Consider the following 24,450-nt stretch of genomic DNA (forward strand, 5'->3'; position numbering starts at 1 on the left):
TGCCATAGACATAGCCCACACGGGTGAAGTGCCGGGCTCGCGCTGGCTGGTTAGTGTCCGGCCGTGGATCTCGGCAACCGGGCGCGGCAGGAACGCAGCGACGCCGAACTGCTGGCCGACCACGTCGCCGGGGACCGCTACGCGTTCGAAGAGCTGTTCCACCGCCACCACCGCCAACTGCACCGCCTTGCCCGGCTCACCAGCCGTGACCCGGAGGACGCCGCCGACGCGCTGCAGGACGCGATGCTCTCGGTCCACCGCGGCGCCAAATCCTTCCGGCACGACGCCGCCGTCAGCAGCTGGCTGTACCGCATCGTGGTGAATGCGTGCTTGGATCGGTTGCGCCGCAACAGGTCTCACCCCACCGCCACGCTGGACGACGATCACGCGGTGGCCGACCGGACCGCGCAGGTGGAGACGGCGATCGCGGTACAGCGAGCGCTGATGCGGCTGCCCGTCGAGCAGCGTGCCGCGGTGGTGGCCGTCGACATGCACGGCTACTCCGTCGCCGACACCGCCCGGTTACTGGGCGTCGCCGAAGGGACCGTCAAGAGCCGGTGTGCCCGCGCGCGGGCCCGGCTCGCGGCGGCGCTGGGCCACCTCGACAGGGACACCGGGCCCGGGATGTCGCACACTGAGGCCGATGGCCGAGAATCACGACGACGCGGAGGCTGATCCGCCGCGCAAGCCCACACACGCCGCCCGCCCGGGCAGCCGGCCGCTGCGGGTGATGGCGGCGGTGGCCGGCCTGGCCGCGGCCGGCGTCGCCGTCGCGCTCGGGACAGCCGCGCTCGTCAGCGAGCCGGCGGGGACCCCCAGCAGCCCGATCACCGCCGAGCACATCACGGTGTCGCGGCCGCCTGCGGCGATTCCGTTGTCCGACACCCAGATCCTCGCGCTGCTCGACCGTCCGCCCGACTACGGCCCGCTCGACGATCCCCAGCGGCGCGGGTCGTGCCTGACCGGCCTGGGGTATGCCGCCTCGGTCCGGGTGCTCGGCGCCCGGCCCATCGAGATCACCGGTCGACCGGGCGTGCTGCTGGTGCTGCCCGGCGACACGCCCGACGCGGTGACGGCGCTGGCCGTGGCGCCGGCCTGCAGCGCGGCCGACACCGGGTTGCTGGCTGACAGGTCGGTTCCCCGTCCGTAGGATGCGGGACGATCCCGTGCGCCGGGCTCCGGGAACAGCGCCGCATACCCTGGCGTTCGAAGTGTCTGAACCCGGCCCCAAGCATCCGAAAGGCTCGTATGACCGCCAGCAGCCCTGTGCACAATGTGATCGTTATCGGATCCGGGCCGGCCGGATACACCGCCGCCCTCTACACCGCCCGCGCCCAGCTGGCGCCGCTGGTGTTCGAGGGCACATCCTTCGGCGGCGCGCTGATGACGACCACCGAGGTGGAGAACTACCCGGGTTTTCGCGACGGCATCACCGGCCCGGAGTTGATGGACCAGATGCGTGAGCAGGCGCTGCGGTTCGGCGCAGACCTGCGCATGGAAGACGTCGAATCGGTGTCGCTGGACGGCCCGGTGAAGTCGGTGGTGACCGCCGACGGCGAGACCCATCGGGCGCGGGCCGTCATCCTGGCGATGGGCGCCGCGGCGCGCTATCTGCACGTGCCCGGCGAGCAGGAGCTGCTGGGCCGGGGGGTGAGTTCCTGTGCCACCTGCGACGGGTTTTTCTTCCGCGACCAGGACATCGCCGTCATCGGCGGCGGCGACTCGGCGATGGAGGAAGCCACCTTCCTGACAAGGTTTGCCCGCAGCGTGACGATCGTGCACCGCCGCGAGGAGTTCCGCGCTTCCAAGATCATGCTGAACCGGGCCCGCGGCAACGAGAAGATCCGGTTCGTCACCAACAGCGTCGTGCAGGCGGTCGAAGGCGACACCACGGTCACCGGGCTGCGGCTGCGCGACACCACCACCGGCGCAGAGACCACCCTGGCCGTCACCGGGGTATTCGTCACGATCGGCCACGATCCCCGCTCGGAGTTGGTGCGCGGCGCCGTCGACCTCGACCCTGACGGGTACGTACTGGTCCAGGGCAACACCACCCACACCTCGCTCGACGGTGTGTTCGCCGCCGGTGACCTGGTGGACCGCAGCTACCGCCAGGCGGTCACCGCCGCGGGCACCGGCTGCGCCGCGGCCATCGACGCCGAGCGTTGGCTGGCCGAGCACGCGGACACCGCAGAGCCCGCCCCGGCCAAGGCCGCCGGTTCCGCCGGAACGATGATTGGAGTACCTCGATGACCGCCAACACCGGTACCCCCGTGGAAGTCTCCGACGCGACTTTCGCAACCTACGTGTTGTCCAGCAATACGCCTGTGCTGGTTGACTTTTGGGCCACTTGGTGCGGACCGTGCAAGATGGTGGCGCCCGTGTTGGCTGAAATCGCCGCCGAAAAGGCCGGGCAACTCACCGTTGCCAAACTCGACGTCGACGCCAATCCGGAGACCGCGCGTGATTTCCAGGTGGTTTCGATTCCCACGCTGATTTTGTTCAAAGACGGTCAGCCGGTGAAACGGATCGTCGGCGCCAAGGGCAAGGCGGCGCTGTTGCGGGAGCTCTCCGACGTGTAGTTGCGACACCGTCGCAATTTGCCTGGGGTTTTCCCGAAATCGAAGACCGTCTGAGACAATACCGCCAAGCCTGTCAAGCAATGGGCAGGGCCGATCACACTGGCTCACCGGAGGCCTTGGAATGTCGACTCCGCATCGCGGCGCCGGCGAAGCGCTGCGCTGTGGTGACCGCAGCGCAGCGGTCACTGAGATTCGCGCTGCGCTGGCCGCATTGGGCCATCTGAGCAGTCCGGACGAAGACCTCACCACCGGACGACATGTCGCCCTCGACCTGTTCGACGAGGAGCTCGACCACGCGGTTCGCGCTTTTCAGCAGCACCGCGGCCTGCTGGTGGACGGTGTCGTCGGCGAGGCCACCTACCGCGCGCTCAAAGAAGCGTCCTATCGGCTCGGTGCCCGCACACTGAGTCACCAGTTCGGTGCGCCGATGTACGGCGACGACGTCGCGACGCTGCAGGCCAGGCTGCAAGATCTGGGTTTCTACACCGGGCTGGTCGACGGATATTTCGGGCTGCAGACACACAACGCGCTGATGTCCTACCAGCGTGAGTACGGGCTGTATGCGGACGGCATCTGCGGCCCGGAGACGTTGCGCTCCTTGTACTTTCTCAGCGCGCGGGTCAGCGGCGGGTCTCCGCACGCCATCCGCGAAGAGGAGCTGGTGCGACGGTCCGGCCCGAAGCTGTCCGGGAAGCGAATCATCATCGACCCGGGCCGCGGCGGTGCGGACCACGGGCTGATCACACAAAACGCGAACGGTCCGATCAGTGAAGCAGATATCTTGTGGGACTTGGCAAGTCGCCTCGAAGGCCGGATGACTGCGATCGGCATGGAGACATTCCTGTCGCGGCCGACCAACCGCAGCCCGTCGGATGCCGAACGGGCCGCAACAGCCAACGCCGTCGGCGCCGACCTGATGATCAGCCTGCGCTGCGCAACCCTGGCCAGCCCGTCGGCCAACGGCGTGGCGTCTTTCCACTTCGGCAACTCGCACGGCTCGGTATCCACCATCGGGCGCATGCTGGCTGACTTCATTCAACGAGAAGTGGTGGCGCGCACTGGATTACGCGACTGCCGCACCCACGGCCGCACGTGGGATCTGTTGCGACTGACTCGTATGCCGACGGTTCAGGTCGACGTCGGTTACATCACCAACCCGCGCGACCGGGCCATGCTGGTTTCCACTCAGACCCGCGACGCGATCGCCGAGGGCATCCTCGCCGCGGTCAAGCGGTTGTATCTGCTGGGCAAAAACGACCGTCCCACAGGGACTTTCACCTTCGCCGAGCTACTGGCTCATGAGTTGTCGGTGGAGCAGGCCAGCCGGCTCAGTGGTTCGTAGCCGACGAGCCAGCCGCTACCGGCTGCTGCAGTTGCGCGCTTTCCAGTAGTCGCTCCAGGGCGGCTTCGACCTCGGCCTTCCACCCCAGCCCTTTGTCGAGTTCCAGCCGCAGCCGCGGGAAGTATCGGTGCGGCGCGACTTCGACGAACCCCACGTCGCGCAGAAAGTCGGCGCTGATCACGCAGTGGTCCACCGAACAGTCGCCGACCGATTCCAGCACCGGCCGCAACTCGGGGTCGACCGCGCGCGGATCGGCCAACTCGGCAACCTCCGCGGTGCGCCCGAAGGCCTCCAATGCCCGCACTCCGCGGCGGACCAGCTCGTCGACCACCCGGGAAATGAGGCTGTACGGCAGGTCGTCGGCACCGCGCCCCGGCTCCACGCCCATCGACGTGAGCAGGACCGCGTCGGCCGACACCGGGGCGGTCGGAAACCGGTGGGCCCGCGGCACCGCCCGCGGCGGCGCGTAGAGCACGTATCCCAGGCACGGCGGTTCGCTGGGCTCGCAGTCCGCCGGGGCGGCCGTGGCCACCTGGCCGCACGATCCCCACTCCAGCATCACCATCGACAGCCAGGCTTCCTTTTCGAATTCCGGGTCTGCGAGGTGGTCGCCCTTGCCGAGGATCGCGGGGTCCACTTCCCAGAAGACGCAGCGGCGCGCATGCTTGGGCAGCTGCTCGAAGGCCTCGAGCCGCAGCGGTGTGATTCGAGCAGTCACTAGACTTCTGCGCCTCCGTGCGGTGCTGCCATCGACCCGGCCGCTGATATTTGCTGACAGCCCTTCCAGGATAGGAGCATCGGGCCCCGCCGGGCCAGTAACGCCGTGTGGCCGGCCTCGCAGCCGTTCCGATTACGAAAAGTGCTGGGGCGCAGTATCTTTGGCAGATTTCGACGTTGGCCGGCCCGTTGGGGCGACGCCAGTGTCACAGTGACGTAATTACCCGGTGTGGATATTCAGGCCTTCGACGCGTTCATCAAGTCGACGATGCGCTGCAAATCGTCCACCGAAGCGAACTCGACGACGATCTTGCCCTTGCGTTTGCCGAGGCTGACCGTCACGCGGGTGTCGAAGGCGCTGGAGAGCCGCTCAGCAACGTCTTGCAGCCCGGGCATGTGGATCGGCTTGCGCTTGGGAGGGGCGGGCTTGCTCACATCGCCGCGATTGGCCAGGGTCACGGCCTCTTCGGTGGCCCGCACCGACAAGCCCTCCGCGACGATCCGGGCGGCGAGTTCTTCTTGAGCTTCCGGGCCCCCCTCCAACGACAGCAGGGCCCGGGCATGGCCCGCCGATAGCACCCCGGCGGCGACCCGGCGCTGGACCGCGATCGGCAGCCGGAGCAATCGGATCATGTTGGTGATCAGTGGCCGGGACCGCCCGATGCGGGCGGCCAGTTCGTCGTGGGTGACCCCGAACTCGTCGAGCAGTTGTTGGTAGGCTGCCGCTTCTTCCAACGGGTTCAGCTGGACCCGATGGATGTTCTCCAGCAGGGCGTCGCGGAGTAGGTTGTCGTCGCCGGTTTCGCGCACGATGGCAGGGATCGCCGTCATTCCGGCCTGCTGGGCGGCGCGCCAGCGCCGCTCCCCCATCACCAACTGGTAGCGCTGACCGTCCTGGCTTGCGCTCAGCGCTCGGACCACGATCGGTTGCATGAGACCGAATTCGCGGATCGAGTGCACCAGTTCGGCCATGGACTCGTCGTCGAACACCTGGCGCGGCTGGCGCGGATTGGGCTCGATCAGCGCCGGGTCGATCTCGCGGTAGACCGCGCCCATCCCGGCCGCTCCCGTCGCCGCCGGCCCGCCCAGTACCACGTCGGCGGCGGCGTCGCCCATCCGCGGGCCCAGGCCCTGCGAGCCGGCTTCGCCGTCTGCCGGTCCGGTCGGGATCAGCGAGGCCAGCCCGCGCCCGAGGCCGCCCTTCCTGCGCACCGGCTGAGTCATGGTTGCCCCTTTACTGGTCGGTCTCGTTCGGCGAGTTCGCGGCTGGCGTCCAGGTAACTCATCGCCCCGCGCGAACCGGGATCGTAGTCGATGATCGTCATGCTGTAGCCGGGCGCCTCGGACACCTTGACGCTGCGCGGGATGACCGTCCGCAGCACCTTGCCGCCGAAGTAGCGGCGGACCTCGTCGGCCACCTGATCGGCGAGCTTGGTCCGGCCGTCGTACATGGTCAGGATGACGGTGGTGACCTCGAGCTGTGGGTTCAGGTGGGCCTTGACCATCTCGATGTTGTTCATCAGCTGCGAGACGCCCTCCAGCGCGTAGTACTCGCACTGGATGGGGATCAGCACCTCCGGCGCGGCGACCAAGGCGTTGATGGTCAGCAGGCCGAGCGACGGCGGGCAGTCGATGAAGACGTAGTCGAAGTCCGACTGGTCCAGTTCGGCCAGCGCGGTCCGCAGCCGGTTCTCACGCGCCACCATGCTGACCAATTCGATCTCGGCGCCGGCCAGGTCGATGGTGGCCGGCACGCAGAACAGCCGCTCGCTGTGCGGGCTGCGACGAAGGGCGGCGTGCAACGGCATCTCACCCAGCAACACCTCATACGACGAGGGCGTACCGGAGTGGCGCTCGGTGATACCCAGTGCCGTGCTGGCGTTGCCCTGCGGGTCCAAGTCGATGACGAGCGTCTTGAGTCCCTGGATAGCCAGCGCCGCGGCGAGGTTGACCGCGGTCGTGGTTTTGCCGACCCCGCCCTTCTGGTTGGCGATCGTGAACAGCCGGCGGTGGCTGGGCCGGGCCAGCCGCTCATGCGTGGTGTGCAGCACCTGCATCGCCCGCTCGGCGGCCGCGCCGATCGGGGTGTCGTATTCGGCCGATGTTTCACGTGAAACATTCGGTGCGGGCATCTGGGGAGCTTCGGGCCCGGAGGCAACCGGCCCACGCGGCGCAGTCATAGGCTCTCCCTGTTCGATCGGCGGGCCCGCTGGCGCGGCCGGCGCGCCATTGGTACCGGCTTTCCGCGCCGTGCTACCACCACGGTTGCGGGCGGACTCAAGTAGTTCACGCCACATTTCACCACCCTGACATTGACGGCGCCTAACGCGGTCATCACACGCCGGTGTTCGCGCACTTCCTCTGTTGCTTGCTCGCCCTTGATCGCCAACATCCGGCCGCCGGGCCGCAGCAGCGGCAAGCTCCATCGGGTCAGCTTGTCGAGGGGGGCCACCGCACGCGAGACCACGGCGTCGGCGCCGCCTACTTGTTCGCGCACGGCGCGGTCCTCTGCCCGTCCCCGCATCACCTCGACGTCGAGGCCGAGCTCTGCGACGACATTCCGGAGGAACTCGGTTCGGCGCAGCAGCGACTCGACGAGGACCACTCGAAGGTCCGGCCGCGCGATTGCCAGCGGTAGCCCGGGCAGCCCGGCGCCGCTGCCGATGTCGACCAGCCGCTCCCCCGACTCCACCAGCTCGCCCACCACGGCGCAGTTGAGAAGATGCCGATCCCACAACCGGTCCACCTCATGCGGGCCCACCAGCCCCCATTCGACACCCGTGCCCGCCAACAGCTCCGCGTACCGCTGGGCGACGGCAAGCCGCTCTCCGAAGACCGCCGCGGCGGCATCCGGAGGAGAGGCCACCTCGACATGTTTCACGTGAAACATCCTCCGGTCTTCCGGCCGTCGCGAGAGTGCGAACTACAAACGTGTAACTCTGGCCGCAAGCGGTCAGTCGAGCAGCACGACCACCCTGCGCGCCGGTTCGACGCCCTCGCTCTCGCTGTGTACCCCTGGCACCACGGCGACGGCGTCGTGGACGATCTTGCGCTCGAACGGTGTCATCGGGGCGAGCTCTTCGCGCTCACCGGTCTCGAGGACACGGCGGGCGACTTTGTCGCCCAGCGCCGCCAGCTCTTCCCGGCGACGACGACGCCAGCTGGCGATGTCGAGCATCAGCCGGCTGCGCACGCCGGTCTTCTGGTGTACCGCCAGCCGGGTCAGCTCTTGCAGCGCGTCGAGCACTTCACCTTTGCGGCCCACCAACTTGTTCAAGTCGTCGCTGCCGTCGATGCTGACCACCGCGCGATTGCCTTCGACATCCAGGTCGATGTCACCGTCAAAGTCCAGCAGGTCGAGCAGCTCTTCCAGATAGTCGCCGGCGATCTCGCCCTCGGCGACCAACCGCTCCTCCAGATCGGCGTCCGCGCCGGGCTCGGCGTCCGTCGCCTGGTCCTCCACCGGTTCGTCGTTCGCGTCGCGTTCTGTTGTCTCGGCGTCCGTCATGGCTGTCTTTCCTCTTCCCGTCGTCGGGCTGCGTTGTGACCCAGCTATTGCGGACCGGCTTCCGCTCACGCGGGCCGCGTCCGCACACCGGTCACCGTTTACGTTTTTTCGGCCTTGCCCCGGGGCGCGGCGTCCGGTCGGCCGGATTGGCCTTCGACGCCGCCGGCGCCGTGGCCTGACCATCCGGTTCGGCGTTTGGCGCGCCGGGCTGGCCCGCCGGCGTCGACGCCCCGTTTCCTCCCGACGCCTTCTGTGTGCGTTTCGGCTTGGCACCGGGGGCCGGTGCATTGGCGGCGCGACGTTCCAGCGCTTCGCGTTTCTTGGCCTCTTCTTCTTTCTCGATCATGCCGAACACGTAGTGCTGCTGACCGAAGGTCCAGATGTTGTTGGAGAACCAGTACAAGATGATCGCCAACGGTAGGAACGGGCCGCCGACCACCACGCCGAGCGGAAATACATACAGCGCAAGCTTGTTCATCATCGCGGTCTGCGGGTTGGCGGCCGCCTCGGGGCTTTGCCGAGCAACCGAGGCCCGACTGTTGAAGTAGGTCGCGATGCCCGCCAGGATCATCACCGGCACGCCGACGGCGATCACGGCTGGGCGGCTGAACTCTGTGAACGCGTCCAATCCCGTGCGCTGAGTCATGAACGCGCCGATGGGTGCGCCGAACAGGTTCGCATCCAGGAAGTGCGCCACATCGGTCGGACTGAACACGTAGTTTCCCGTAGCACGGTTCTCGGCGACCGACATGTGCGGCTGCCCGAACCCACCCGTTGTGCGGTTGAACGACCGCAACACGTGGTAGAGCCCCAGAAATACCGGGATCTGCGCCAGCATCGGCAGGCATCCCAAGATTGGGTTGAAGCCGTGCTCGCGCTGAAGCTTTTGCATCTCCAGCGCCATCCGCTGGCGATCCTTACCGTACTTCTTCTGCAGCGCCTTGATCTGCGGCTGCAACTCCTGCATCTGGCGAGTGGTGCGGATCTGACGAACGAATGGCTTGTAGAGGATGGCCCGCAGCGTGAACACCAGGAACATCACCGACAGCGCCCAGGTGAAGAAGCTCGAGGGTCCCAGCAGGAAGCCAAATGCCTTGTACCACAACCACATAATGGCCGACACCGGGTAGTAGAAGATGTCCAGGCTGAACACATCAAACAACGGACTCGATCTCCCCTCGCTCGGCTGGGGGGTCCCAGACCTCTGGCACGCCGGCCGGCGCCGCCCCGCGCTCCGGTATCGGATCCCATCCTCCCCGATGCCACGGACCGCACTTGGCCAGCCGGACCGCGGCCAGCCAGCTGCCGCGCACCAACCCGTACTCGGTCAGCGCATCCACCGCGTACTGACTACAGGTCGGCATGAACCGACACGTTGCCGGCCGCAGCGGCGACACCATGTGGCGGTATAGCTGGATCACAAAAACGATGGCGCGCGCCGCGGCTGCCCCAGCGGTGCGCGCCCATCTCCCAGTCATCCTCGTGGTCCCATCAGCTGGCGGATCCGCCGCAGTCCGGCACGCAACTGTCGCTCCAGGCGGGCCGAAGCCGCGCCGCGACTGCTCGGCAGTGCCCGGATCACCACGTGATCGGAATCCAGTTCCGGCAACACCGACCGCGCCACATGTCGCAGCCGGCGGGCCACTCGGTGCCGCTCTACGGCGGAGCCGACTGACTTCGAAATGATCAACCCGACCTTCGGCGGCGACGCCTGCTCACCGCGGCGGGCATGGATGACGAGATCCGGCTGCGTCACCCGCAGCCCATGCTTGACCGTCGCATCGAAGTCGGTCGACCGCGTCATGCGGTTCTGCGCGGAAAGCACCGCTATGCCACCAGGAATGGATCAAGCAGTGAGTGAACGGCGCCCTTTACGACGCCGGTTGGACACGATCGCCCGTCCCGCCCGTGTGCGCATCCGCAGCCGAAAACCGTGGACGCGGGCTTGGCGCCGGTTGTTCGGCTGGAAGGTCCGCTTGCCCTTCGCCACGGCTCTCTCCTCGTTGCCTCTGGCATCGCACCCGGCCACGTATCGCGTACGGCCGGACACGATTGCCCGCACGAAGCCTCAGTTGGCTCTGTGTCTCGCTGGTAACCGGCGCGGGCCCCGAACGAAATCGCTCGGATCGCAGCCGTATCGCCGACTTTCGGGCGACTGTTCGAGGGTACTGATGCGGCTTCGCCGGGTCAAACCAGTCGCCGGGCGCTGCCTTGTAACTGGGCGACCCTTAACTGGTTTCACACCTGCCACGCGCCGTCAAACAATCTGTTTGACGCACGCCAGGAATGTTGCAGAACGGTTGGCACTCGCACGGAAAACTGTTAGCTTCGGGCCATGCCGTTTCAGACCGGAACGGCGCCCGACAACGAAGCGAGGATGGCGGACCGGCTCTCTCCCCAGGCAACCTACGGTGGCTGTCTCGGGCGCCGATCTCGTGCGCCGTCGTCGATAGACTGCGTCGCGATGACGACCGTCCTGTCCACACCTGTGGATAACCATGTGGACAGTTCGTCGTCGCTACTAGTGGCTGTACCGCGATTTCTAGCCAGGGGGATCCGTCGTTGACCGATGATCCCAGTTCAAGCTTCGCGACAGTGTGGAACGCGGTCGTCTCCGAACTCAACGGCGAGACGAACGGCGACGGTAACCCGAACAACGGCGAACAATACGTCGCGCCACTGACTCCCCAGCAAAGAGCCTGGTTGAACCTGGTTCAGCCCCTGACGATCGCCGAGGGGTTTGCTCTGCTGTCGGTGCCCAGCAGCTTCGTCCAAAACGAGATCGAGCGTCATTTGCGCACCCACATCACCGACGCGCTGAGCCGTCGACTCGGCCACCAGATCGAACTCGGCGTCCGCATCGCGCCTCCGCCCGCCGACGGGGCCGACACCGACAACAGCCCGTCTCCCGACGAAACCCCGGCCGACGCCGACGAGGTCGACGAAGACCGCGAGGCGCTCGCGAGCGCCCACGAAAGCTGGCCGACCTACTTCACGGAACGCCCCCACAGCAACGACGCGGCAACCGCCGGCGGCACCAGTCTCAACCGCCGGTACACGTTTGACACCTTCGTGATCGGCGCTTCGAATCGGTTCGCTCACGCCGCCGCGCTGGCGATTGCTGAGGCGCCGGCCCGGGCGTATAACCCGCTATTCATCTGGGGCGAGTCCGGGCTGGGCAAGACTCACCTTTTGCACGCAGCCGGAAACTACGCGCAACGCCTGTTTCCCGGAATGCGGGTCAAGTACGTCTCGACCGAAGAATTCACCAACGACTTCATCAACTCTCTGCGCGACGACCGCAAGGTCGCGTTCAAACGCAGCTACCGCGACGTGGACGTACTGCTGGTCGACGACATCCAGTTCATCGAGGGCAAAGAGGGCATCCAGGAAGAGTTCTTCCACACCTTCAATACGCTGCACAACGCCAACAAGCAGATCGTGATCTCCTCCGACCGCCCGCCCAAGCAACTGGCCACCCTCGAAGACCGGCTGCGAACCCGCTTCGAGTGGGGGCTCATTACCGACGTGCAGCCTCCCGAACTGGAAACGCGCATCGCGATCCTGCGTAAAAAAGCACAGATGGAACGCCTTGCCGTTCCCGACGAAGTTCTCGAGCTCATCGCGAGCAGCATCGAGCGCAACATCCGCGAACTCGAGGGTGCGCTGATCCGGGTAACGGCCTTCGCCTCGCTGAACAAAACGCCGATCGACAAGGCCCTGGCCGAAATTGTGTTGCGCGACCTCATCGCCGACGCCAGCACCATGCAAATCAGCGCGGCGACCATCATGGCGGCCACCGCCGAATACTTCGACACCACCGTCGAAGAACTCCGCGGGCCCGGTAAGACCCGCGCCCTGGCGCAATCCCGCCAGATCGCCATGTATCTCTGTCGTGAACTGACTGACCTGTCGCTACCGAAAATCGGGCAGGCATTCGGCCGTGACCACACCACCGTCATGTATGCCGAGCGCAAGGTCCGCGGCGAAATGGCCGAGCGTCGCGAAGTCTTCGATCACGTCAAGGAGCTGACGACCCGGATTCGGCAGCGCTCCAAGCGCTGATCTGCCCAAAAATTTTTGCCGTGGCCAGCTGTGCATACAGCTGTGAGCAACTGGCTCACACCTTCACCTCCACCCCACAGCCTCGTGCACACAAGCGCCCCATCCCCATACCGCGCACACAAACCCCACAGGCGCACAGAACTTCATCCACACCCCAATTCCGGTCCTTAGCTGCAGCGACGGTGCATTGTCCCCAGCATGCACAGCACTTATTACTGTTACGAGTATCTCTTCGTAGTTTCTTCTTCGAAAACACCGTTGGGGACACGCGGTTCCACATCCGCCGAACGCCTCGGCGGGCGCGGCTTGTCACTGCGATCGATTAGCTTTCAAGATGACGACGGAAGCTCTACGGTTGTTGTTCGACTGCCGTTACGGCCGTCGTGGCGGATTACAGGCACAGGCGTTCGTCAGCGGGGTTAGCCGCTGCAGATGAACCTTGCTGTTCGGGGTGATGAAGGGACGCTATGGACGTGGCGACGACCAAGGTCGGCTTGACTGACTTGAAATTCCGCTTGGTGCGTGAAGACTTCGCCGATGCCGTCGCGTGGGTGGCGAGGAATCTGCCCACCAGACCAACGGTGCCGGTCCTGGCCGGCGTGCTGCTGACAGGTTCCGACGACGGGCTGACCATTTCGGGATTCGATTACGAGGTGTCCGCCGAGGTGCGGCTTGCTGCCGAAATCGCTTCGCCTGGAACGGTTTTGGTATCTGGTCGGTTGCTGTCGGACATCACCCGCGCGCTGCCGGACAAACCGGTCGACGTCCACGTCGACGGCACCCGGGTGTCACTGACCTGCGGAAGTGCTCGCTTCTCGCTGCCGACGATGGCCGTCGAGGACTACCCCACACTGCCGGCACTTCCCGAGGAGACCGGTGCGTTGTCGGCCGACTTGTTCGCTGAGGCGATCAGCCAGGTTGCCGTCGCGGCCGGGCGCGACGACACCCTGCCGATGTTGACCGGCATTCGGGTGGAGATTTCCGGTGAGACGGTGGTGCTGGCCGCGACCGACCGTTTCCGGCTGGCGGTGCGCGAGCTCACCTGGTCGGCGGCGTCCCCAGACATCGAGGCCGCGGTGCTGGTGCCGGCAAAAACCTTGGCGGAGGCCGCCAAGACCGGCACCGACGGCTCGGAGGTGCGGTTGTCGTTGGGTGCGGGGTCCGCAGTGGGCAAGGACGGGTTGTTGGGTATCAGCGGCAACGGGAAGCGCAGCACGACACGTCTTCTCGACGCAGAATTTCCGAAGTTCCGTCAGCTGCTGCCGACCGAACACACCGCGGTGGCAACCATTGGTGTGGCCGAATTGACCGAGGCGATCAAGCGTGTGGCGCTGGTGGCCGACCGGGGCGCGCAGGTGCGGATGGAATTCTCCGACGACGTGTTGCGGCTTTCCGCGGGCGCCGACGACGTCGGCCGCGCCGAAGAGGATCTGCCGGTCGAATTCGCGGGCGAACCGCTGACGATCGCGTTCAACCCCACCTACCTGACCGACGGTCTGGGATCGCTGCATTCGGAGAAGGTGTCGTTCGGGTTCACCACGCCCAGCCGGCCGGCGGTGCTGCGTCCGACATCCGAAGACGACGCGCAGCCCACCGAGAGCGGTCCCTACCCCGCCGTCGCGACCGACTACGTCTATTTGTTGATGCCGGTCCGGTTGCCCGGTTAGCGGTTGGCGTGTACGTCCGTCACCTTGGGCTACGAGATTTCCGGTCGTGGGCGCACGCCGATTTGGAGCTGGCGCCGGGGCGCACCGTGTTCATCGGACCGAACGGCTACGGCAAGACGAATCTGGTTGAGGCTCTGTGGTATTCATCGACGCTGAGCTCACACCGGGTGGCCACGGATGCGCCGTTGATCCGGGTCGGCGCACCGCGGGCGGTGGTTTCTACGATCGTGGTCAACGAGGGTCGGGAATGCGCCGTCGACCTGGAGATCACCAGTGGGCGGGCGAACAAGGCCCGGCTGAACCGCTCCCCGGTGCGCAGCGCCCGTGAAGTGGTCGGCGTGCTGCGTGCCGTGTTGTTCGCGCCCGAGGATCTGGCGTTGGTCCGCGGAGATCCCGCCGACCGGCGCCGCTACCTCGACGACCTGGCCACGCTTCGACGGCCACGAACCGCGGCGATTCGGGCCGACTACGACAAAGTGCTGCGTCAGCGCACGGCGTTGCTCAAGACGGCGGCCGGAGGTCGGTTCCGGGGCGACCGCGGTGTGCTGGACACGCTGGACGTCTGGGACGGCCACTTGGCAGCCCACGGCGCCGAGTTGATGATGGCGCGGATGGGGTTGGTCAACGAATTGGCCCCAGAGGTGGTCAAGGCGTACGCCGTGTTGGCGCCGGGGTCGCGGACCGCATCGATCGGTTATCGCGCCAGCATCGACGTGTCGAGCGAGGATGCGGACGTGGAGTTCCTGGAAGCTGCGCTGTTGGCCGAGATGGCACGCCGACGCGACGCCGAACTGGAGCGAGGCGTGTGTCTGGTCGGCCCCCACCGAGACGATCTGGAATTACGCCTCGGCGATCAAGCCGCGAAAGGCTTTGCCAGCCATGGTGAATCGTGGTCAATGGCATTGGCGCTGCGCCTGGCGGCCTACGAATTGCTCCGCGCCGAGGGAGGTGATCCGGTGCTCTTGCTCGACGATGTGTTCGCCGAACTCGACGCGGCCCGCCGCCAAGCGCTCGCCACGGCTGCGGCGTCGGCCGAACAGGTCCTGGTGACCGCCGCGGTTGCTGACGACGTTCCCCGCGATTGGGACGCCACGCAGGTGATGATCGCGCTGCGCGAAGACGACAGCGGTCGGGTATCGGTGGTGCAGACATGAGAGACGACGAGGCGATGGACTTGGTCCGGCGCACGCTGGAAGAGGCCCGCGGCGCGGCGCGAAGTCAGGGCAAGGACGTCGGGCGCGGACGCCGACTCCTACCGCCCGGCCGTCGTGTCGCGGGGACGTCCGGTCGACGTCGCTGGTCCGGGCCGGGTCCCGACCATCGCGACCCGCAACCGCTCGGCACCGCCGCACGCGAAGTGGCCAAGAAGCACGGTTGGTCGCTGCGCGTCGCGGAGGGTGCTGTCTTCGGCCAGTGGCCCTCGGTGGTCGGTCAGCAGATTGCCGAACACGCCACCCCGACCGGCCTGCGCGACGGGGTGTTGAGCGTCGCCGCGGAATCCACGGCGTGGGCAACTCAGCTTCGGATCATGCAATCGCAGCTGATCGCAAAGATCGCCGCCGAGGTCGGCGACGGTGTCGTGACCTCGCTGAAGATCACCGGGCCCGCGGCGCCGTCGTGGCGCAAAGGACCCCTGCATATCGCCGGACGGGGACCTCGGGACACCTACGGTTGACCCGATCGGGCAATCCGCTTCAGCGCCGTCACAACGGCGCGGCGCGGGTCGTCAAGCGTCCTGACGCAGGCTACAGCGAAAAATTCCGCACACGGCGCAGATAGCTGTGCAGAAACACCCTCGCAGAGTCGGTGCGGGCGCTCGTTATAGGTAGACTGGCCTAGAACCAGCGCACAGTCCTGGAGACTACCTGCGCGCAACCCCAAGGAGAGCCTTCCGCCCGTGGCTGCCCAAAAGAAAAATGCGAAACAGTACGGCGCCGAGTCCATCACTGTCTTAGAAGGGCTAGAAGCAGTCCGCAAACGCCCGGGTATGTACATCGGCTCGACCGGGGAGCGCGGCCTGCACCATCTGATCTGGGAGGTCGTCGACAACTCGGTGGACGAGGCGATGGCCGGTTACGCCACCGAAGTCGACGTGAAGATTCTCGAGGACGGTGGCGTTCAAGTCACCGACAATGGCCGCGGTATCCCGGTCGCCATGCACGCCACGGGCATGCCGACGGTCGATGTCGTGATGACTCAACTCCATGCCGGCGGCAAGTTCGGCGGCGATGACAGCGCCTACGCGGTCTCGGGTGGTCTGCACGGCGTGGGCGTGTCGGTGGTCAACGCATTGTCGACTCGACTCGAGGTGGAGATCGCGACCGACGGGTACGAGTGGTTTCAGCATTACGACCGCTCTGTCCCCGGCACGCTCAAGCAAGGCGAGAAAACCAAAAAGACCGGCACCACGGTCCGCTTCTGGGCCGACCCGGACATCTTCGAGACGACGGATTACGACTTCGAGACGGTCGCACGCCGGCTGCAGGAAATGGCGTTCCTCAACAAAGGGCTGACCATCAACCTGACCGACGAGCGGGTGCGAAACGAAGAAGTCGTCGACGAGGTCGTCAGCGACACCGCCGACGCGCCGAAGTCGGCGCGCGAAGAGGCCGAAGAACGGACCACGCAGAAAGTCAAGCACCGCACGTTCCATTACCCCGGCGGCTTGGTCGATTTCGTCAAACACATCAACCGCACAAAGAACCCCATCCATTCGAGCATCGTCGACTTCTCCGGCAAGGGTCCCGGCCACGAGGTCGAGATCGCAATGCAGTGGAACGCCGGCTATTCGGAGTCGGTGCACACCTTCGCCAACACCATCAACACCCACGAGGGCGGCACCCACGAAGAAGGGTTCCGCGCGGCACTGACGTCCGTGGTGAACAAGTACGCCAAGGACCGAAAACTGCTGAAGGACAAGGACCCCAACCTCACCGGCGACGACATTCGTGAGGGCCTGGCGGCGGTCATCTCGGTCAAGGTCAGCGAGCCGCAGTTCGAGGGCCAGACCAAAACCAAACTCGGCAACACCGAAGTCAAGTCGTTTGTGCAGAAGGTCTGCAACGAACAGCTCACCCACTGGTTCGAGGCCAATCCCAGCGACGCCAAGACCGTCGTCAACAAAGCGGTGTCGTCGGCGCAGGCCCGCATTGCCGCCCGCAAAGCGCGAGAATTGGTGCGCCGCAAGAGCGCAACCGATCTTGGCGGGCTGCCGGGCAAGCTGGCTGACTGCCGCTCGACCGATCCACGCAAGTCCGAATTGTATGTGGTGGAGGGTGATTCGGCCGGCGGCTCGGCCAAGAGCGGCCGCGACTCGATGTTTCAGGCGATCCTGCCGTTGCGGGGCAAGATCATCAACGTGGAGAAGGCCCGCATCGACCGGGTGCTGAAGAACACTGAGGTGCAGGCGATCATCACCGCGCTGGGCACCGGGATTCACGACGAGTTCGACATCTCCAAGCTGCGCTACCACAAGATCGTGCTGATGGCCGACGCCGACGTGGACGGCCAGCACATTTCGACGCTGCTGCTGACTCTGCTGTTTCGGTTCATGCGGCCGCTGATCGAAAACGGTCACGTGTTCTTGGCGCAGCCGCCGCTGTACAAGCTGAAGTGGCAGCGCAGCGACCCGGAGTTCGCCTACTCCGACCGCGAGCGCGACGGCCTGCTCGAGGCGGGGCTCAAGGCGGGCAAGAAGATCAACAAGGACGACGGCATTCAGCGCTACAAGGGTCTTGGCGAGATGGACGCCAAGGAATTGTGGGAGACCACGATGGACCCGTCGGTGCGGGTGCTGCGTCAGGTCACCCTCGACGACGCTGCCGCGGCCGACGAGCTGTTCTCCATCCTGATGGGCGAGGACGTCGACGCCCGCCGCAGTTTTATTACCCGCAATGCCAAAGACGTTCGCTTCTTGGATGTTTAAGGGACTAAATGACTGACACCACGCTGCCTCCGGGCGGTGACGCCGCCGATCGCGTCGAGCCGGTCGACATTCAGCAGGAGATGCAGCGCAGCTACATCGACTACGCGATGAGCGTGATCGTGGGGCGTGCGCTGCCCGAGGTTCGCGACGGCCTCAAGCCGGTGCACCGCCGGGTGCTCTACGCGATGTTCGACTCGGGGTTCCGCCCGGACCGCAGCCACGCGAAATCGGCGCGCTCCGTTGCTGAAACGATGGGCAACTACCACCCGCACGGCGATGCGTCGATCTACGACACCCTGGTGCGGATGGCGCAGCCGTGGTCGCTGCGGTACCCGCTGGTCGACGGCCAGGGCAACTTCGGCTCGCCGGGCAACGACCCACCGGCCGCGATGAGGTACACCGAAGCCCGGCTGACGCCGCTGGCCATGGAGATGCTGCGCGAAATCGACGAGGAGACAGTCGATTTCATCCCCAACTACGACGGCCGGGTGCAGGAGCCGACCGTGCTGCCCAGCCGGTTCCCCAACCTGCTGGCCAACGGATCGGGCGGCATCGCGGTCGGCATGGCCACCAACATCCCGCCGCACAACCTGCGCGAGCTCGCCGAGGCGGTGTTCTGGTGCCTGGAGAACTTCGACGCCGACGAAGAGGCGACGCTCAAGGCCGTCACCAAAAAGGTCAAGGGCCCGGACTTCCCGACAGCCGGTTTGATCGTCGGCTCGCAAGGCATCGCCGACGCGTACGCCACCGGCCGCGGCTCCATCCGGATGCGCGGAGTCGCTGAGATAGAAGGAGATTCGCGCGGGCGCACCTCGCTGGTGATCACCGAGCTGCCGTATCAGGTCAACCACGACAACTTCATCACCTCGATCGCCGAGCAGGTCCGCGACGGCAAGCTCGCCGGCATCGCCAACATCGAAGACCAGTCCAGCGATCGCGTCGGGCTGCGCATCGTCATCGAGCTCAAGCGCGACGCCGTCGCCAAGGTGGTGTTGAACAACCTCTACAAGCACACTCAGCTGCAGACCAGCTTCGGCGCCAACATGCTGGCCATCGTCGACGGGGTGCCGCGCACGCTGCGGCTCGACCAGCTGATCCGCCACTACGTCGACCACCAGCTCGACGTCATCGTGCGTCGCACCACCTATCGACTGCGAAAAGCCAACGAGCGGGCCCACATTCTGCGCGGTCTGGTCAAGGCGCTCGACGCGCTCGACGAGGTGATCGCGTTGATCCGGGCGTCGGAAACCGTCGACATCGCGCGGCAGGGCTTGATCGAGCTGCTCGACATCGACGAGATCCAGGCGCAGGCCATCCTCGACATGCAGCTGCGCCGCCTGGCGGCGTTGGAGCGTCAGCGCATCATCGACGACCTGGCCAAGATCGAAGCCGAAATCGCCGATCTGGAAGACATTCTCGCGAAACCCGAGCGCCAGCGCGGCATCGTGCGCGACGAGCTCAAAGAGATCGTCGACAAGCACGGCGATGACCGCCGCACCCGCATCGTGGCCGCCGACGGCGATGTCAGCGACGAGGACCTGATCGCTCGCGAGGACGTCGTCGTCACCATCACCGAGACGGGCTACGCCAAGCGCACCAAGACTGACCTGTACCGCAGCCAGAAGCGCGGCGGCAAGGGCGTTCAGGGCGCGGGCCTCAAGCAGGACGACATCGTCGCGCATTTCTTCGTCTGCTCGACGCACGACTGGATCCTGTTCTTCACTACCCAGGGCCGGGTGTACCGGGCCAAGGCCTACGACCTGCCCGAGGCGTCGCGGACTGCGCGCGGCCAGCATGTGGCCAACCTGCTCGCGTTCCAGCCCGAGGAGCGCATCGCGCAGGTCATCCAGATCCGCAGCTACGAGGACGCGCCGTATCTGGTGCTGGCGACCCGCAACGGCCTGGTCAAGAAGACCAAGCTGACCGACTTCGACTCCAACCGCTCAGGCGGGATCGTCGCGATCAACCTGCGCGACGGCGACGAACTGGTCGGAGCGGTGCTGTGTTCGGCCGACGACGACCTTTTGCTGGTCTCGGCCAACGGCCAGTCCATCCGGTTCTCGGCCACCGACGAGGCGCTGCGCCCGATGGGCCGCGCCACCTCGGGTGTGCAGGGCATGCGGTTCAACGCCGACGACTACCTGCTGTCGCTGAACGTGGTCCGCGAAGGCACATACCTGCTGGTCGCGACGTCGGGAGGGTATGCCAAGCGCACCGCGATCGAGGAGTACACGACGCAGGGCCGCGGCGGTAAGGGCATCTTGACCATTCAGTACGACACCCGGCGTGGCAAGCTGGTTGGGGCGTTGATCGTCGACGACGACAGCGAGGTGTACGCCATCACCTCCGGCGGCGGGGTGATCCGCACCGCGGCGCGGCAAGTCCGCAAGGCCGGACGGCAAACCAAGGGCGTTCGGTTGATGAACTTGGGCGAGGGCGACACACTGTTAGCCATCGCACGTAATGCCGAAGAAGCCGCCGCAGCCGACGGCGAGTCGGGCACCGAACCCGGCGCATGAGCTACCGCCGGCCGCCGCCGCGGCCGGGACGCACAGGTAAGGAGCCCGTGGTGACGTCACCGAACGAGCCGGGATACCCCGGACTGGGCGACAGCCCCAACGGGAACGGCTCGCTCGACCGCGGGGGCGCGCACCGATCCGAGACACGCCCCACGCCGGACCGAGGCGCGGACACCAGCTCTGATTCGGGCGGTGCGCCGCCATGGCAGCGGGGCGGCCCCCGGCAGTCGCCGTCGCAGCATCGCCCGCCGCCGGACACATCGGGCCAACACGAGGGCCGGTCGGGCCACTCCCCCGGCGTCGAAGCGCGGCTCACCCGGTTCATCTCCGGCACCGCGGCGCCCGGGGCCACCGCCACACCGCAGGGTGGCCACGGGAAAACACACGAGGCCGATCCCGCGCCCGCCCGGGGCGAAAGCCGGCACAGCGAGGCCTATGCGAGCGAGCTGCCCGACCTGTCGGGAGTGGCGCCGCGACCGGCACCACGCAAGCCGATGCCCGACCGTGGGCCCGACACGTCGTCGACAGCCACGGCGGGCCGCCCGACAAGCCGCATCCACGTCAGCGGCCGGGCCCGGGGCCCGGTGCGGGCCAGCATGCAGATCCGGCGGATCGACCCGTGGAGCACGTTGAAGGTGTCTCTGGTGCTGTCGGTCGCGCTGTTCTTCGTCTGGATGATCGCGGTCGCGTTCCTGTATCTGGTGCTCGGCGGCATGGGCGTGTGGAGCAAGCTCAACAGCAACGTCGGCGATCTGCTGAACAACGCCAGCGGCAGCACCGAGCTCGTCTCCAGCGGCACCATCTTCGGCGGCGCGGTGCTGATCGGTCTGCTGAACATCGTGCTGCTCACGGCGATGGCCACGATCGGCGCGTTTGTCTACAACCTGACCACCGACCTGATCGGTGGCATCGAAGTGACACTGGCAGATCGGGATTAGCGCGGCAACGATGCAGAGCGCGGAGCGCGATGAGGAGGAGCCGCGCAATCGGGATTAGCAGCGGGGCGGTCGAGTGCGGTAATCTCGTCGCTCGGTCGTTCGCGTGCGGGCCTATAGCTCAGGCGGTTAGAGCGCTTCGCTGATAACGAAGAGGTCGGAGGTTCGAGTCCTCCTAGGCCCACAACCATGTGTTCGCCCAGACGCTCCGTGAGATTGCTGTTGCCGCTGGCCGCGCTCGCCGTGGCGGCGGCGGTGTTCCGGTCACGGCGGGGAGTCGAGGTCTGGCATGTGGCCGCTGACCCGACCGGGGACCGCGGCGAGGGGCCTTAGCTCAGTTGGTAGAGCGCTGCCTTTGCAAGGCAGAAGTCAGGGGTTCGAATCCCCTAGGCTCCACGGCTTTCACGGGCGTGGCTGGACATCGACGCTTGGCGGCCGCGGCGACGGCTCCGGGCGCGACGAGCGGCGGATGATCGAGAACGCGACCGCGCCACCGGCCAAGGCAGCCACCGCGATCCCGGCAATCACCCACGGACGCTTGCTGCGGCCCCGAGCCCGGCGCGCCTGTTGCAACGCTTCGGGCAGACCGGCAACTACCTCTTGCGCCGCGGCCAATTCCGCTGCGATGGTCTCCTGCGCGCTCTGCAGGTCCCGCGCGAGCCGGCCCTCCTGATAGCGGCGTCGCAGGTTCGACGCTCCCGCCTGCGCAGAGTGCACACCCAGGCCGACGACGCCGCGCGTGACGTCCACCGGCCCGACCGCCGTGTAGGCCAGCCCTCGGGTCAGTCGCTGCCGCGGGGTCAACCGGGTCTTCGTCGTCGCGCTCATCTGCCGCCTTCCTGCCGACCGTCGGTAAAGCTCCACCCTGCCATCATTGCCACGTCTGCGGGCCGGATGCACGGCTATCGGCACCGGCCGGCGGACGGCCGCAGCGATGATGGCAGACTGTGATGTCGTGACTACCAGCCCAATTCAGACTGCCACTGCCACGCTGCACACCAACCGCGGCGACATCAAGATCGCACTGTTCGGGAACCACGCTCCCAAGACCGTCGCCAACTTCGTGGGTCTGGCGCAGGGCACCAAGGACTATTCGACCGAGAACGCCTCCGGCGGCACCTCCGGGCCGTTTTACGACGGCGCGATCTTCCATCGGGTGATCAGCGGGTTCATGATCCAGGGCGGCGACCCGACGGGCACGGGTCGCGGCGGCCCGGGCTACAAGTTCGCCGACGAGTTCCATCCGGAGTTGCAGTTCGACAAGCCCTACCTGCTGGCGATGGCCAACGCCGGTCCGGGCACCAACGGCTCTCAGTTCTTCATCACCGTCGGCAAGACGCCCCACCTGAACCGGCGGCACACCATCTTCGGTGAGGTCGTCGACCCGGAGTCACAGAAGGTCGTCGACGCGATCGCGGCCACCCCCACTGACCACAGCGACCGACCCACTGAACCCGTCGTGATCGAATCGATCACCATCTCCTAAACCGGCGGCGCGTACCCGGCCTCGGTGAGCGCGTCGAGCACCTCCAACGGATTGGTGCCGAGGTCCCAGCGCGAGAAAATCAGCAGCCGGTCGTCGACGGTCTCGATCTCCAGCAGCCGGGTCTTGCGTCCGATGCGCCGGAACTCGGTGATCCGGAGGATCTTGATGTCGGGGCGCCGCAAAAGCTGCGTTCGCAACCACCCGCGAACTAACAGCCCCTCGGGGGTGATTGCCAGCTTCGGCCGCGCGCGCCACGAAACGCTTGCAAACAAGATCAACCCCGCCGCGGCAATACCTGTGAGGATCCGGCCCGGCGGGTCTGTGACCAGAGTCACACACGCGATAGCCATCGCCACGCCGACGAAGCCACAACCTGCGATTCCGGGCGTGGACGGTGCCCATTCGGTTTGCTGCACAGGCATGCTAGAGCGCCCTACCTTTGGCGATGCAGTTATCCACAAGCGCTATCAACAATGGGGATGAATCACATGCGTGTGATTGAGTAAACGGCGGGTTGCCAATACAGTAACGATCCCCACCCTAAATGAATTCATTACGGCACCGGCGACTGTTACCGCCACCGCATGGTGAGCAACAAACCACTGATCATGAAAGCAAACGCCACGGCGTAGTTCCACGGTCCCAGTTCGGCCATCCAGTCCAGCACCGAGGGCGCGTTGGGGCCGGTGGCGGCCAGCTGGAACACCATCAGCCAGATCAGCCCGATCAGCATCAAGCCGACGAACAGTGCGACGAACCAGACGCTGGACGGTCCGGCCTTGACCTTGACCGGCGTCCGGCTGACCGGACTCGCGGTGAAGTCGTTTTTCTTGCGGACCTTGGACTTGGGCATCGGTACCTCAGGACAGTCGAGCGGATGCAACGATAAAGACTAACCCACCCGAACACCTGCGACTGGGGACCCGATGGCCAAACCGACCACGCGCCGCGCGATGACCGCCCGCGCGCTGTGGCGCGTCGGTGTCCCCCTGGTGTGCCTGCTGGCCGGGTTGCTGCTGGGCGCGACGCACGGGGTGTCCCGGGGCGGCGAGATCCGGCGCAGCGACGCGCCGCGGCTGGTCGACTTGGTGCGCGAGGCGCAGTCGAACGTCGACGGGCTGTCCAGCGAGCGGGATCGGCTGGCCGCCGCGATCGACTCCACCCACGGCCGATCGGCGGATGCCGCGCTGGCGGCGATGCAGCGGCGGTCCGCGGAGCTGGCCGGCGATGCGGGCCTGGACCCAGTGCACGGACCCGGCCTGGTGGTGACTCTCACCGACGCGCAGCGCGACGCCAACGGCCGCTTCCCGCGCGACGCCTCCCCCGACGACCTCGTCGTGCATCAGCAAGACATCCAGGCCGTCCTCAACGCGCTGTGGAGCGCCGGCGCGGAGGCGATCCAGATGCAAGACCAGCGCATCATCGCCACCTCGGCGCCGCGTTGTGTCGGAAACACGTTGCTGCTCAACGGACGTACGTACAGCCCGCCGTACACGATCACCGCCGTCGGCGATCCCGGCGCCATGCAGGCCGCGTTGGCCGCCGCTCCCCTGGTGACGCTGTACAAGCAGTACGTGGTGCGGTTCGGACTCGGCTACACCGAACAGGTCATGCCCGACGTCCGCATCGCCGGGCACACCGAGCCGGTGCGGATGCACTTCGCCCAACCGGCCGGGCCGGTCAGCTACTGAGCCGAAGGTAGCC

The 24,450-nt window shown here is 66.4% G+C and carries 27 protein-coding genes and 2 tRNA genes; 17 read left to right on the plus strand and 12 right to left on the minus strand.

Annotated features, from left to right (window positions below):
• The first annotated feature begins 63 nt into the window (after positions 1-63).
• The 5 genes from sigM (at position 64) to G6N47_RS08005 (ending at position 3,924) form a co-directional block, all read left to right on the plus strand.
• Positions 64-675 (plus strand): RNA polymerase sigma factor SigM, encoded by a 612-nt coding sequence (gene sigM / locus G6N47_RS07985; protein WP_083132224.1) that lies wholly within the window; start codon positions 64-66, stop codon positions 673-675.
• The gene (locus G6N47_RS07990; RefSeq protein WP_179966371.1) at positions 644-1,150 is read left to right on the plus strand and encodes a hypothetical protein; all 507 of its coding nucleotides are present in this window, start codon (positions 644-646) and stop codon (positions 1,148-1,150) included. The genes sigM and G6N47_RS07990 overlap by 32 nt, the downstream gene beginning before the upstream one ends.
• A gap of 98 nt (positions 1,151-1,248) precedes the next feature.
• Positions 1,249-2,253 (plus strand): thioredoxin-disulfide reductase, encoded by a 1,005-nt coding sequence (gene trxB / locus G6N47_RS07995; protein ID WP_083132223.1) that lies wholly within the window; start codon positions 1,249-1,251, stop codon positions 2,251-2,253.
• Positions 2,250-2,582 (plus strand): thioredoxin, encoded by a 333-nt coding sequence (gene trxA / locus G6N47_RS08000; RefSeq protein WP_083132222.1) that lies wholly within the window; start codon positions 2,250-2,252, stop codon positions 2,580-2,582. Before trxB ends, trxA begins: the two co-directional genes overlap by 4 nt.
• Before the next feature lie 121 nt (positions 2,583-2,703).
• Positions 2,704-3,924 carry an N-acetylmuramoyl-L-alanine amidase gene (locus G6N47_RS08005; RefSeq protein WP_083132221.1) on the plus strand — a complete coding sequence of 407 codons (1,221 nt, stop codon included), beginning with the start codon at positions 2,704-2,706 and terminating at the stop codon, positions 3,922-3,924.
• Here the strand turns inward: G6N47_RS08005 and G6N47_RS08010 are convergent.
• The 9 genes from G6N47_RS08010 to rpmH form a co-directional block, all read right to left on the minus strand.
• Complete coding sequence (locus G6N47_RS08010) at positions 3,911-4,642, minus strand: acetyltransferase (RefSeq protein WP_083132220.1); 732 nt, start codon at positions 4,640-4,642, stop codon at positions 3,911-3,913. The two genes, G6N47_RS08005 and G6N47_RS08010, sit on opposite strands and share 14 nt — an antisense overlap.
• A gap of 236 nt (positions 4,643-4,878) precedes the next feature.
• Positions 4,879-5,865: a ParB/RepB/Spo0J family partition protein gene (locus tag G6N47_RS08015; protein WP_083132219.1), complete on the minus strand. Its 987-nt coding sequence runs from the start codon at positions 5,863-5,865 to the stop codon at positions 4,879-4,881.
• Positions 5,862-6,821 carry a ParA family protein gene (locus G6N47_RS08020; protein WP_083132218.1) on the minus strand — a complete coding sequence of 320 codons (960 nt, stop codon included), beginning with the start codon at positions 6,819-6,821 and terminating at the stop codon, positions 5,862-5,864. The genes G6N47_RS08015 and G6N47_RS08020 overlap by 4 nt, the downstream gene beginning before the upstream one ends.
• Positions 6,818-7,522, minus strand: coding sequence for a 16S rRNA (guanine(527)-N(7))-methyltransferase RsmG (gene rsmG, locus G6N47_RS08025; RefSeq protein ID WP_083132315.1), 705 nt, complete (start codon positions 7,520-7,522; stop codon positions 6,818-6,820). Before rsmG ends, G6N47_RS08020 begins: the two co-directional genes overlap by 4 nt.
• Positions 7,523-7,594: 72 nt before the next feature.
• Positions 7,595-8,149, minus strand: coding sequence for a Jag family protein (locus G6N47_RS08030; RefSeq protein ID WP_083132217.1), 555 nt, complete (start codon positions 8,147-8,149; stop codon positions 7,595-7,597).
• A 91-nt stretch (positions 8,150-8,240) separates the two neighbouring features.
• Positions 8,241-9,260: a membrane protein insertase YidC gene (gene yidC / locus G6N47_RS08035; protein WP_232080320.1), complete on the minus strand. Its 1,020-nt coding sequence runs from the start codon at positions 9,258-9,260 to the stop codon at positions 8,241-8,243.
• Between the two features lie 43 nt (positions 9,261-9,303).
• Positions 9,304-9,627 (minus strand): membrane protein insertion efficiency factor YidD, encoded by a 324-nt coding sequence (gene yidD, locus G6N47_RS08040; protein WP_083132215.1) that lies wholly within the window; start codon positions 9,625-9,627, stop codon positions 9,304-9,306.
• On the minus strand, positions 9,624-9,974 hold the full coding sequence (gene rnpA / locus G6N47_RS08045) for a ribonuclease P protein component (RefSeq protein WP_083132214.1): 351 nt from the start codon (positions 9,972-9,974) through the stop codon (positions 9,624-9,626). The genes yidD and rnpA overlap by 4 nt, the downstream gene beginning before the upstream one ends.
• A gap of 21 nt (positions 9,975-9,995) precedes the next feature.
• A complete protein-coding gene (rpmH, locus tag G6N47_RS08050) occupies positions 9,996-10,139 on the minus strand; it encodes a 50S ribosomal protein L34 (RefSeq protein WP_083132213.1) in 144 nt (47 codons plus the stop codon).
• A 572-nt stretch (positions 10,140-10,711) separates the two neighbouring features.
• Between rpmH and dnaA the strand changes: the two genes are divergently transcribed.
• The 10 genes from dnaA to G6N47_RS08095 all read left to right on the plus strand — a co-directional run bounded on the left by dnaA (position 10,712) and on the right by G6N47_RS08095 (position 21,656).
• Complete coding sequence (gene dnaA, locus G6N47_RS08055; RefSeq protein WP_083132212.1) at positions 10,712-12,214, plus strand: chromosomal replication initiator protein DnaA; 1,503 nt, start codon at positions 10,712-10,714, stop codon at positions 12,212-12,214.
• A 467-nt stretch (positions 12,215-12,681) separates the two neighbouring features.
• The gene (gene dnaN / locus G6N47_RS08060; protein WP_083132211.1) at positions 12,682-13,881 is read left to right on the plus strand and encodes a DNA polymerase III subunit beta; all 1,200 of its coding nucleotides are present in this window, start codon (positions 12,682-12,684) and stop codon (positions 13,879-13,881) included.
• Positions 13,882-13,889: 8 nt separating this feature from the next.
• Positions 13,890-15,035, plus strand: coding sequence for a DNA replication/repair protein RecF (gene recF, locus G6N47_RS08065; protein ID WP_083132210.1), 1,146 nt, complete (start codon positions 13,890-13,892; stop codon positions 15,033-15,035).
• Positions 15,032-15,556 carry a DUF721 family protein gene (locus tag G6N47_RS08070; RefSeq protein WP_083132209.1) on the plus strand — a complete coding sequence of 175 codons (525 nt, stop codon included), beginning with the start codon at positions 15,032-15,034 and terminating at the stop codon, positions 15,554-15,556. The genes recF and G6N47_RS08070 overlap by 4 nt, the downstream gene beginning before the upstream one ends.
• A gap of 222 nt (positions 15,557-15,778) precedes the next feature.
• Positions 15,779-17,806, plus strand: a complete 2,028-nt coding sequence (gene gyrB / locus G6N47_RS08075; protein ID WP_083132208.1) for a DNA topoisomerase (ATP-hydrolyzing) subunit B — start codon at positions 15,779-15,781, stop codon at positions 17,804-17,806.
• Between the two features lie 8 nt (positions 17,807-17,814).
• The gene (gyrA, locus tag G6N47_RS08080; RefSeq protein ID WP_083132207.1) at positions 17,815-20,325 is read left to right on the plus strand and encodes a DNA gyrase subunit A; all 2,511 of its coding nucleotides are present in this window, start codon (positions 17,815-17,817) and stop codon (positions 20,323-20,325) included.
• Positions 20,326-20,375: 50 nt separating this feature from the next.
• A complete protein-coding gene (locus G6N47_RS08085; protein ID WP_083132314.1) occupies positions 20,376-21,263 on the plus strand; it encodes a DUF3566 domain-containing protein in 888 nt (295 codons plus the stop codon).
• Between the two features lie 107 nt (positions 21,264-21,370).
• Positions 21,371-21,444, plus strand: a tRNA-Ile gene (locus G6N47_RS08090).
• A gap of 26 nt (positions 21,445-21,470) precedes the next feature.
• On the plus strand, positions 21,471-21,593 hold the full coding sequence (locus tag G6N47_RS30055) for a hypothetical protein (protein WP_264007120.1): 123 nt from the start codon (positions 21,471-21,473) through the stop codon (positions 21,591-21,593).
• Positions 21,584-21,656, plus strand: a tRNA-Ala gene (locus tag G6N47_RS08095). Before G6N47_RS30055 ends, G6N47_RS08095 begins: the two co-directional genes overlap by 10 nt.
• A gap of 6 nt (positions 21,657-21,662) precedes the next feature.
• On the opposite strand, the gene cwsA is transcribed toward G6N47_RS08095, so the two are convergent.
• On the minus strand, positions 21,663-22,088 hold the full coding sequence (gene cwsA / locus G6N47_RS08100; protein ID WP_083132206.1) for a cell wall synthesis protein CwsA: 426 nt from the start codon (positions 22,086-22,088) through the stop codon (positions 21,663-21,665).
• A 109-nt stretch (positions 22,089-22,197) separates the two neighbouring features.
• Between cwsA and G6N47_RS08105 the strand changes: the two genes are divergently transcribed.
• Positions 22,198-22,746, plus strand: a complete 549-nt coding sequence (locus tag G6N47_RS08105; RefSeq protein ID WP_083132313.1) for a peptidylprolyl isomerase — start codon at positions 22,198-22,200, stop codon at positions 22,744-22,746.
• On the opposite strand, the gene G6N47_RS08110 is transcribed toward G6N47_RS08105, so the two are convergent.
• Positions 22,743-23,162, minus strand: coding sequence for a PH domain-containing protein (locus G6N47_RS08110; protein WP_083132205.1), 420 nt, complete (start codon positions 23,160-23,162; stop codon positions 22,743-22,745). The two genes, G6N47_RS08105 and G6N47_RS08110, sit on opposite strands and share 4 nt — an antisense overlap.
• A 155-nt stretch (positions 23,163-23,317) precedes the next feature.
• A complete protein-coding gene (gene crgA, locus G6N47_RS08115) occupies positions 23,318-23,599 on the minus strand; it encodes a cell division protein CrgA (RefSeq protein WP_083132204.1) in 282 nt (93 codons plus the stop codon).
• A gap of 100 nt (positions 23,600-23,699) precedes the next feature.
• Between crgA and G6N47_RS08120 the strand changes: the two genes are divergently transcribed.
• Positions 23,700-24,437 (plus strand): DUF881 domain-containing protein, encoded by a 738-nt coding sequence (locus tag G6N47_RS08120; RefSeq protein WP_083132312.1) that lies wholly within the window; start codon positions 23,700-23,702, stop codon positions 24,435-24,437.
• Positions 24,438-24,450: the final 13 nt, after the last annotated feature.

Source organism: Mycobacterium branderi (assembly GCF_010728725.1).
Lineage (GTDB): Bacteria > Actinomycetota > Actinomycetes > Mycobacteriales > Mycobacteriaceae > Mycobacterium > Mycobacterium branderi.

Bases quoted from the DNA above. Each gene is read 5' to 3' on its own strand.
- G6N47_RS07990 (WP_179966371.1), top strand. From the start codon at position 644: ATGGCCGAGAATCACGACGACGCGGAGGCTGATCCGCCGCGCAAGCCC.
- trxB (WP_083132223.1), top strand. From the start codon at position 1,249: ATGACCGCCAGCAGCCCTGTGCACAATGTGATCGTTATCGGATCCGGG.
- trxA (WP_083132222.1), top strand. From the start codon at position 2,250: ATGACCGCCAACACCGGTACCCCCGTGGAAGTCTCCGACGCGACTTTC.
- G6N47_RS08005 (WP_083132221.1), top strand. From the start codon at position 2,704: ATGTCGACTCCGCATCGCGGCGCCGGCGAAGCGCTGCGCTGTGGTGAC.
- G6N47_RS08015 (WP_083132219.1), bottom strand. From the start codon at position 5,865: ATGACTCAGCCGGTGCGCAGGAAGGGCGGCCTCGGGCGCGGGCTGGCC.
- G6N47_RS08020 (WP_083132218.1), bottom strand. From the start codon at position 6,821: ATGACTGCGCCGCGTGGGCCGGTTGCCTCCGGGCCCGAAGCTCCCCAG.
- G6N47_RS08030 (WP_083132217.1), bottom strand. From the start codon at position 8,149: ATGACGGACGCCGAGACAACAGAACGCGACGCGAACGACGAACCGGTG.
- yidC (WP_232080320.1), bottom strand. From the start codon at position 9,260: ATGTGGTTGTGGTACAAGGCATTTGGCTTCCTGCTGGGACCCTCGAGC.
- yidD (WP_083132215.1), bottom strand. From the start codon at position 9,627: ATGACTGGGAGATGGGCGCGCACCGCTGGGGCAGCCGCGGCGCGCGCC.
- dnaN (WP_083132211.1), top strand. From the start codon at position 12,682: ATGGACGTGGCGACGACCAAGGTCGGCTTGACTGACTTGAAATTCCGC.
- G6N47_RS08070 (WP_083132209.1), top strand. From the start codon at position 15,032: ATGAGAGACGACGAGGCGATGGACTTGGTCCGGCGCACGCTGGAAGAG.
- gyrA (WP_083132207.1), top strand. From the start codon at position 17,815: ATGACTGACACCACGCTGCCTCCGGGCGGTGACGCCGCCGATCGCGTC.
- cwsA (WP_083132206.1), bottom strand. From the start codon at position 22,088: ATGAGCGCGACGACGAAGACCCGGTTGACCCCGCGGCAGCGACTGACC.
- G6N47_RS08105 (WP_083132313.1), top strand. From the start codon at position 22,198: ATGGCAGACTGTGATGTCGTGACTACCAGCCCAATTCAGACTGCCACT.
- crgA (WP_083132204.1), bottom strand. From the start codon at position 23,599: ATGCCCAAGTCCAAGGTCCGCAAGAAAAACGACTTCACCGCGAGTCCG.
- G6N47_RS08120 (WP_083132312.1), top strand. From the start codon at position 23,700: ATGACCGCCCGCGCGCTGTGGCGCGTCGGTGTCCCCCTGGTGTGCCTG.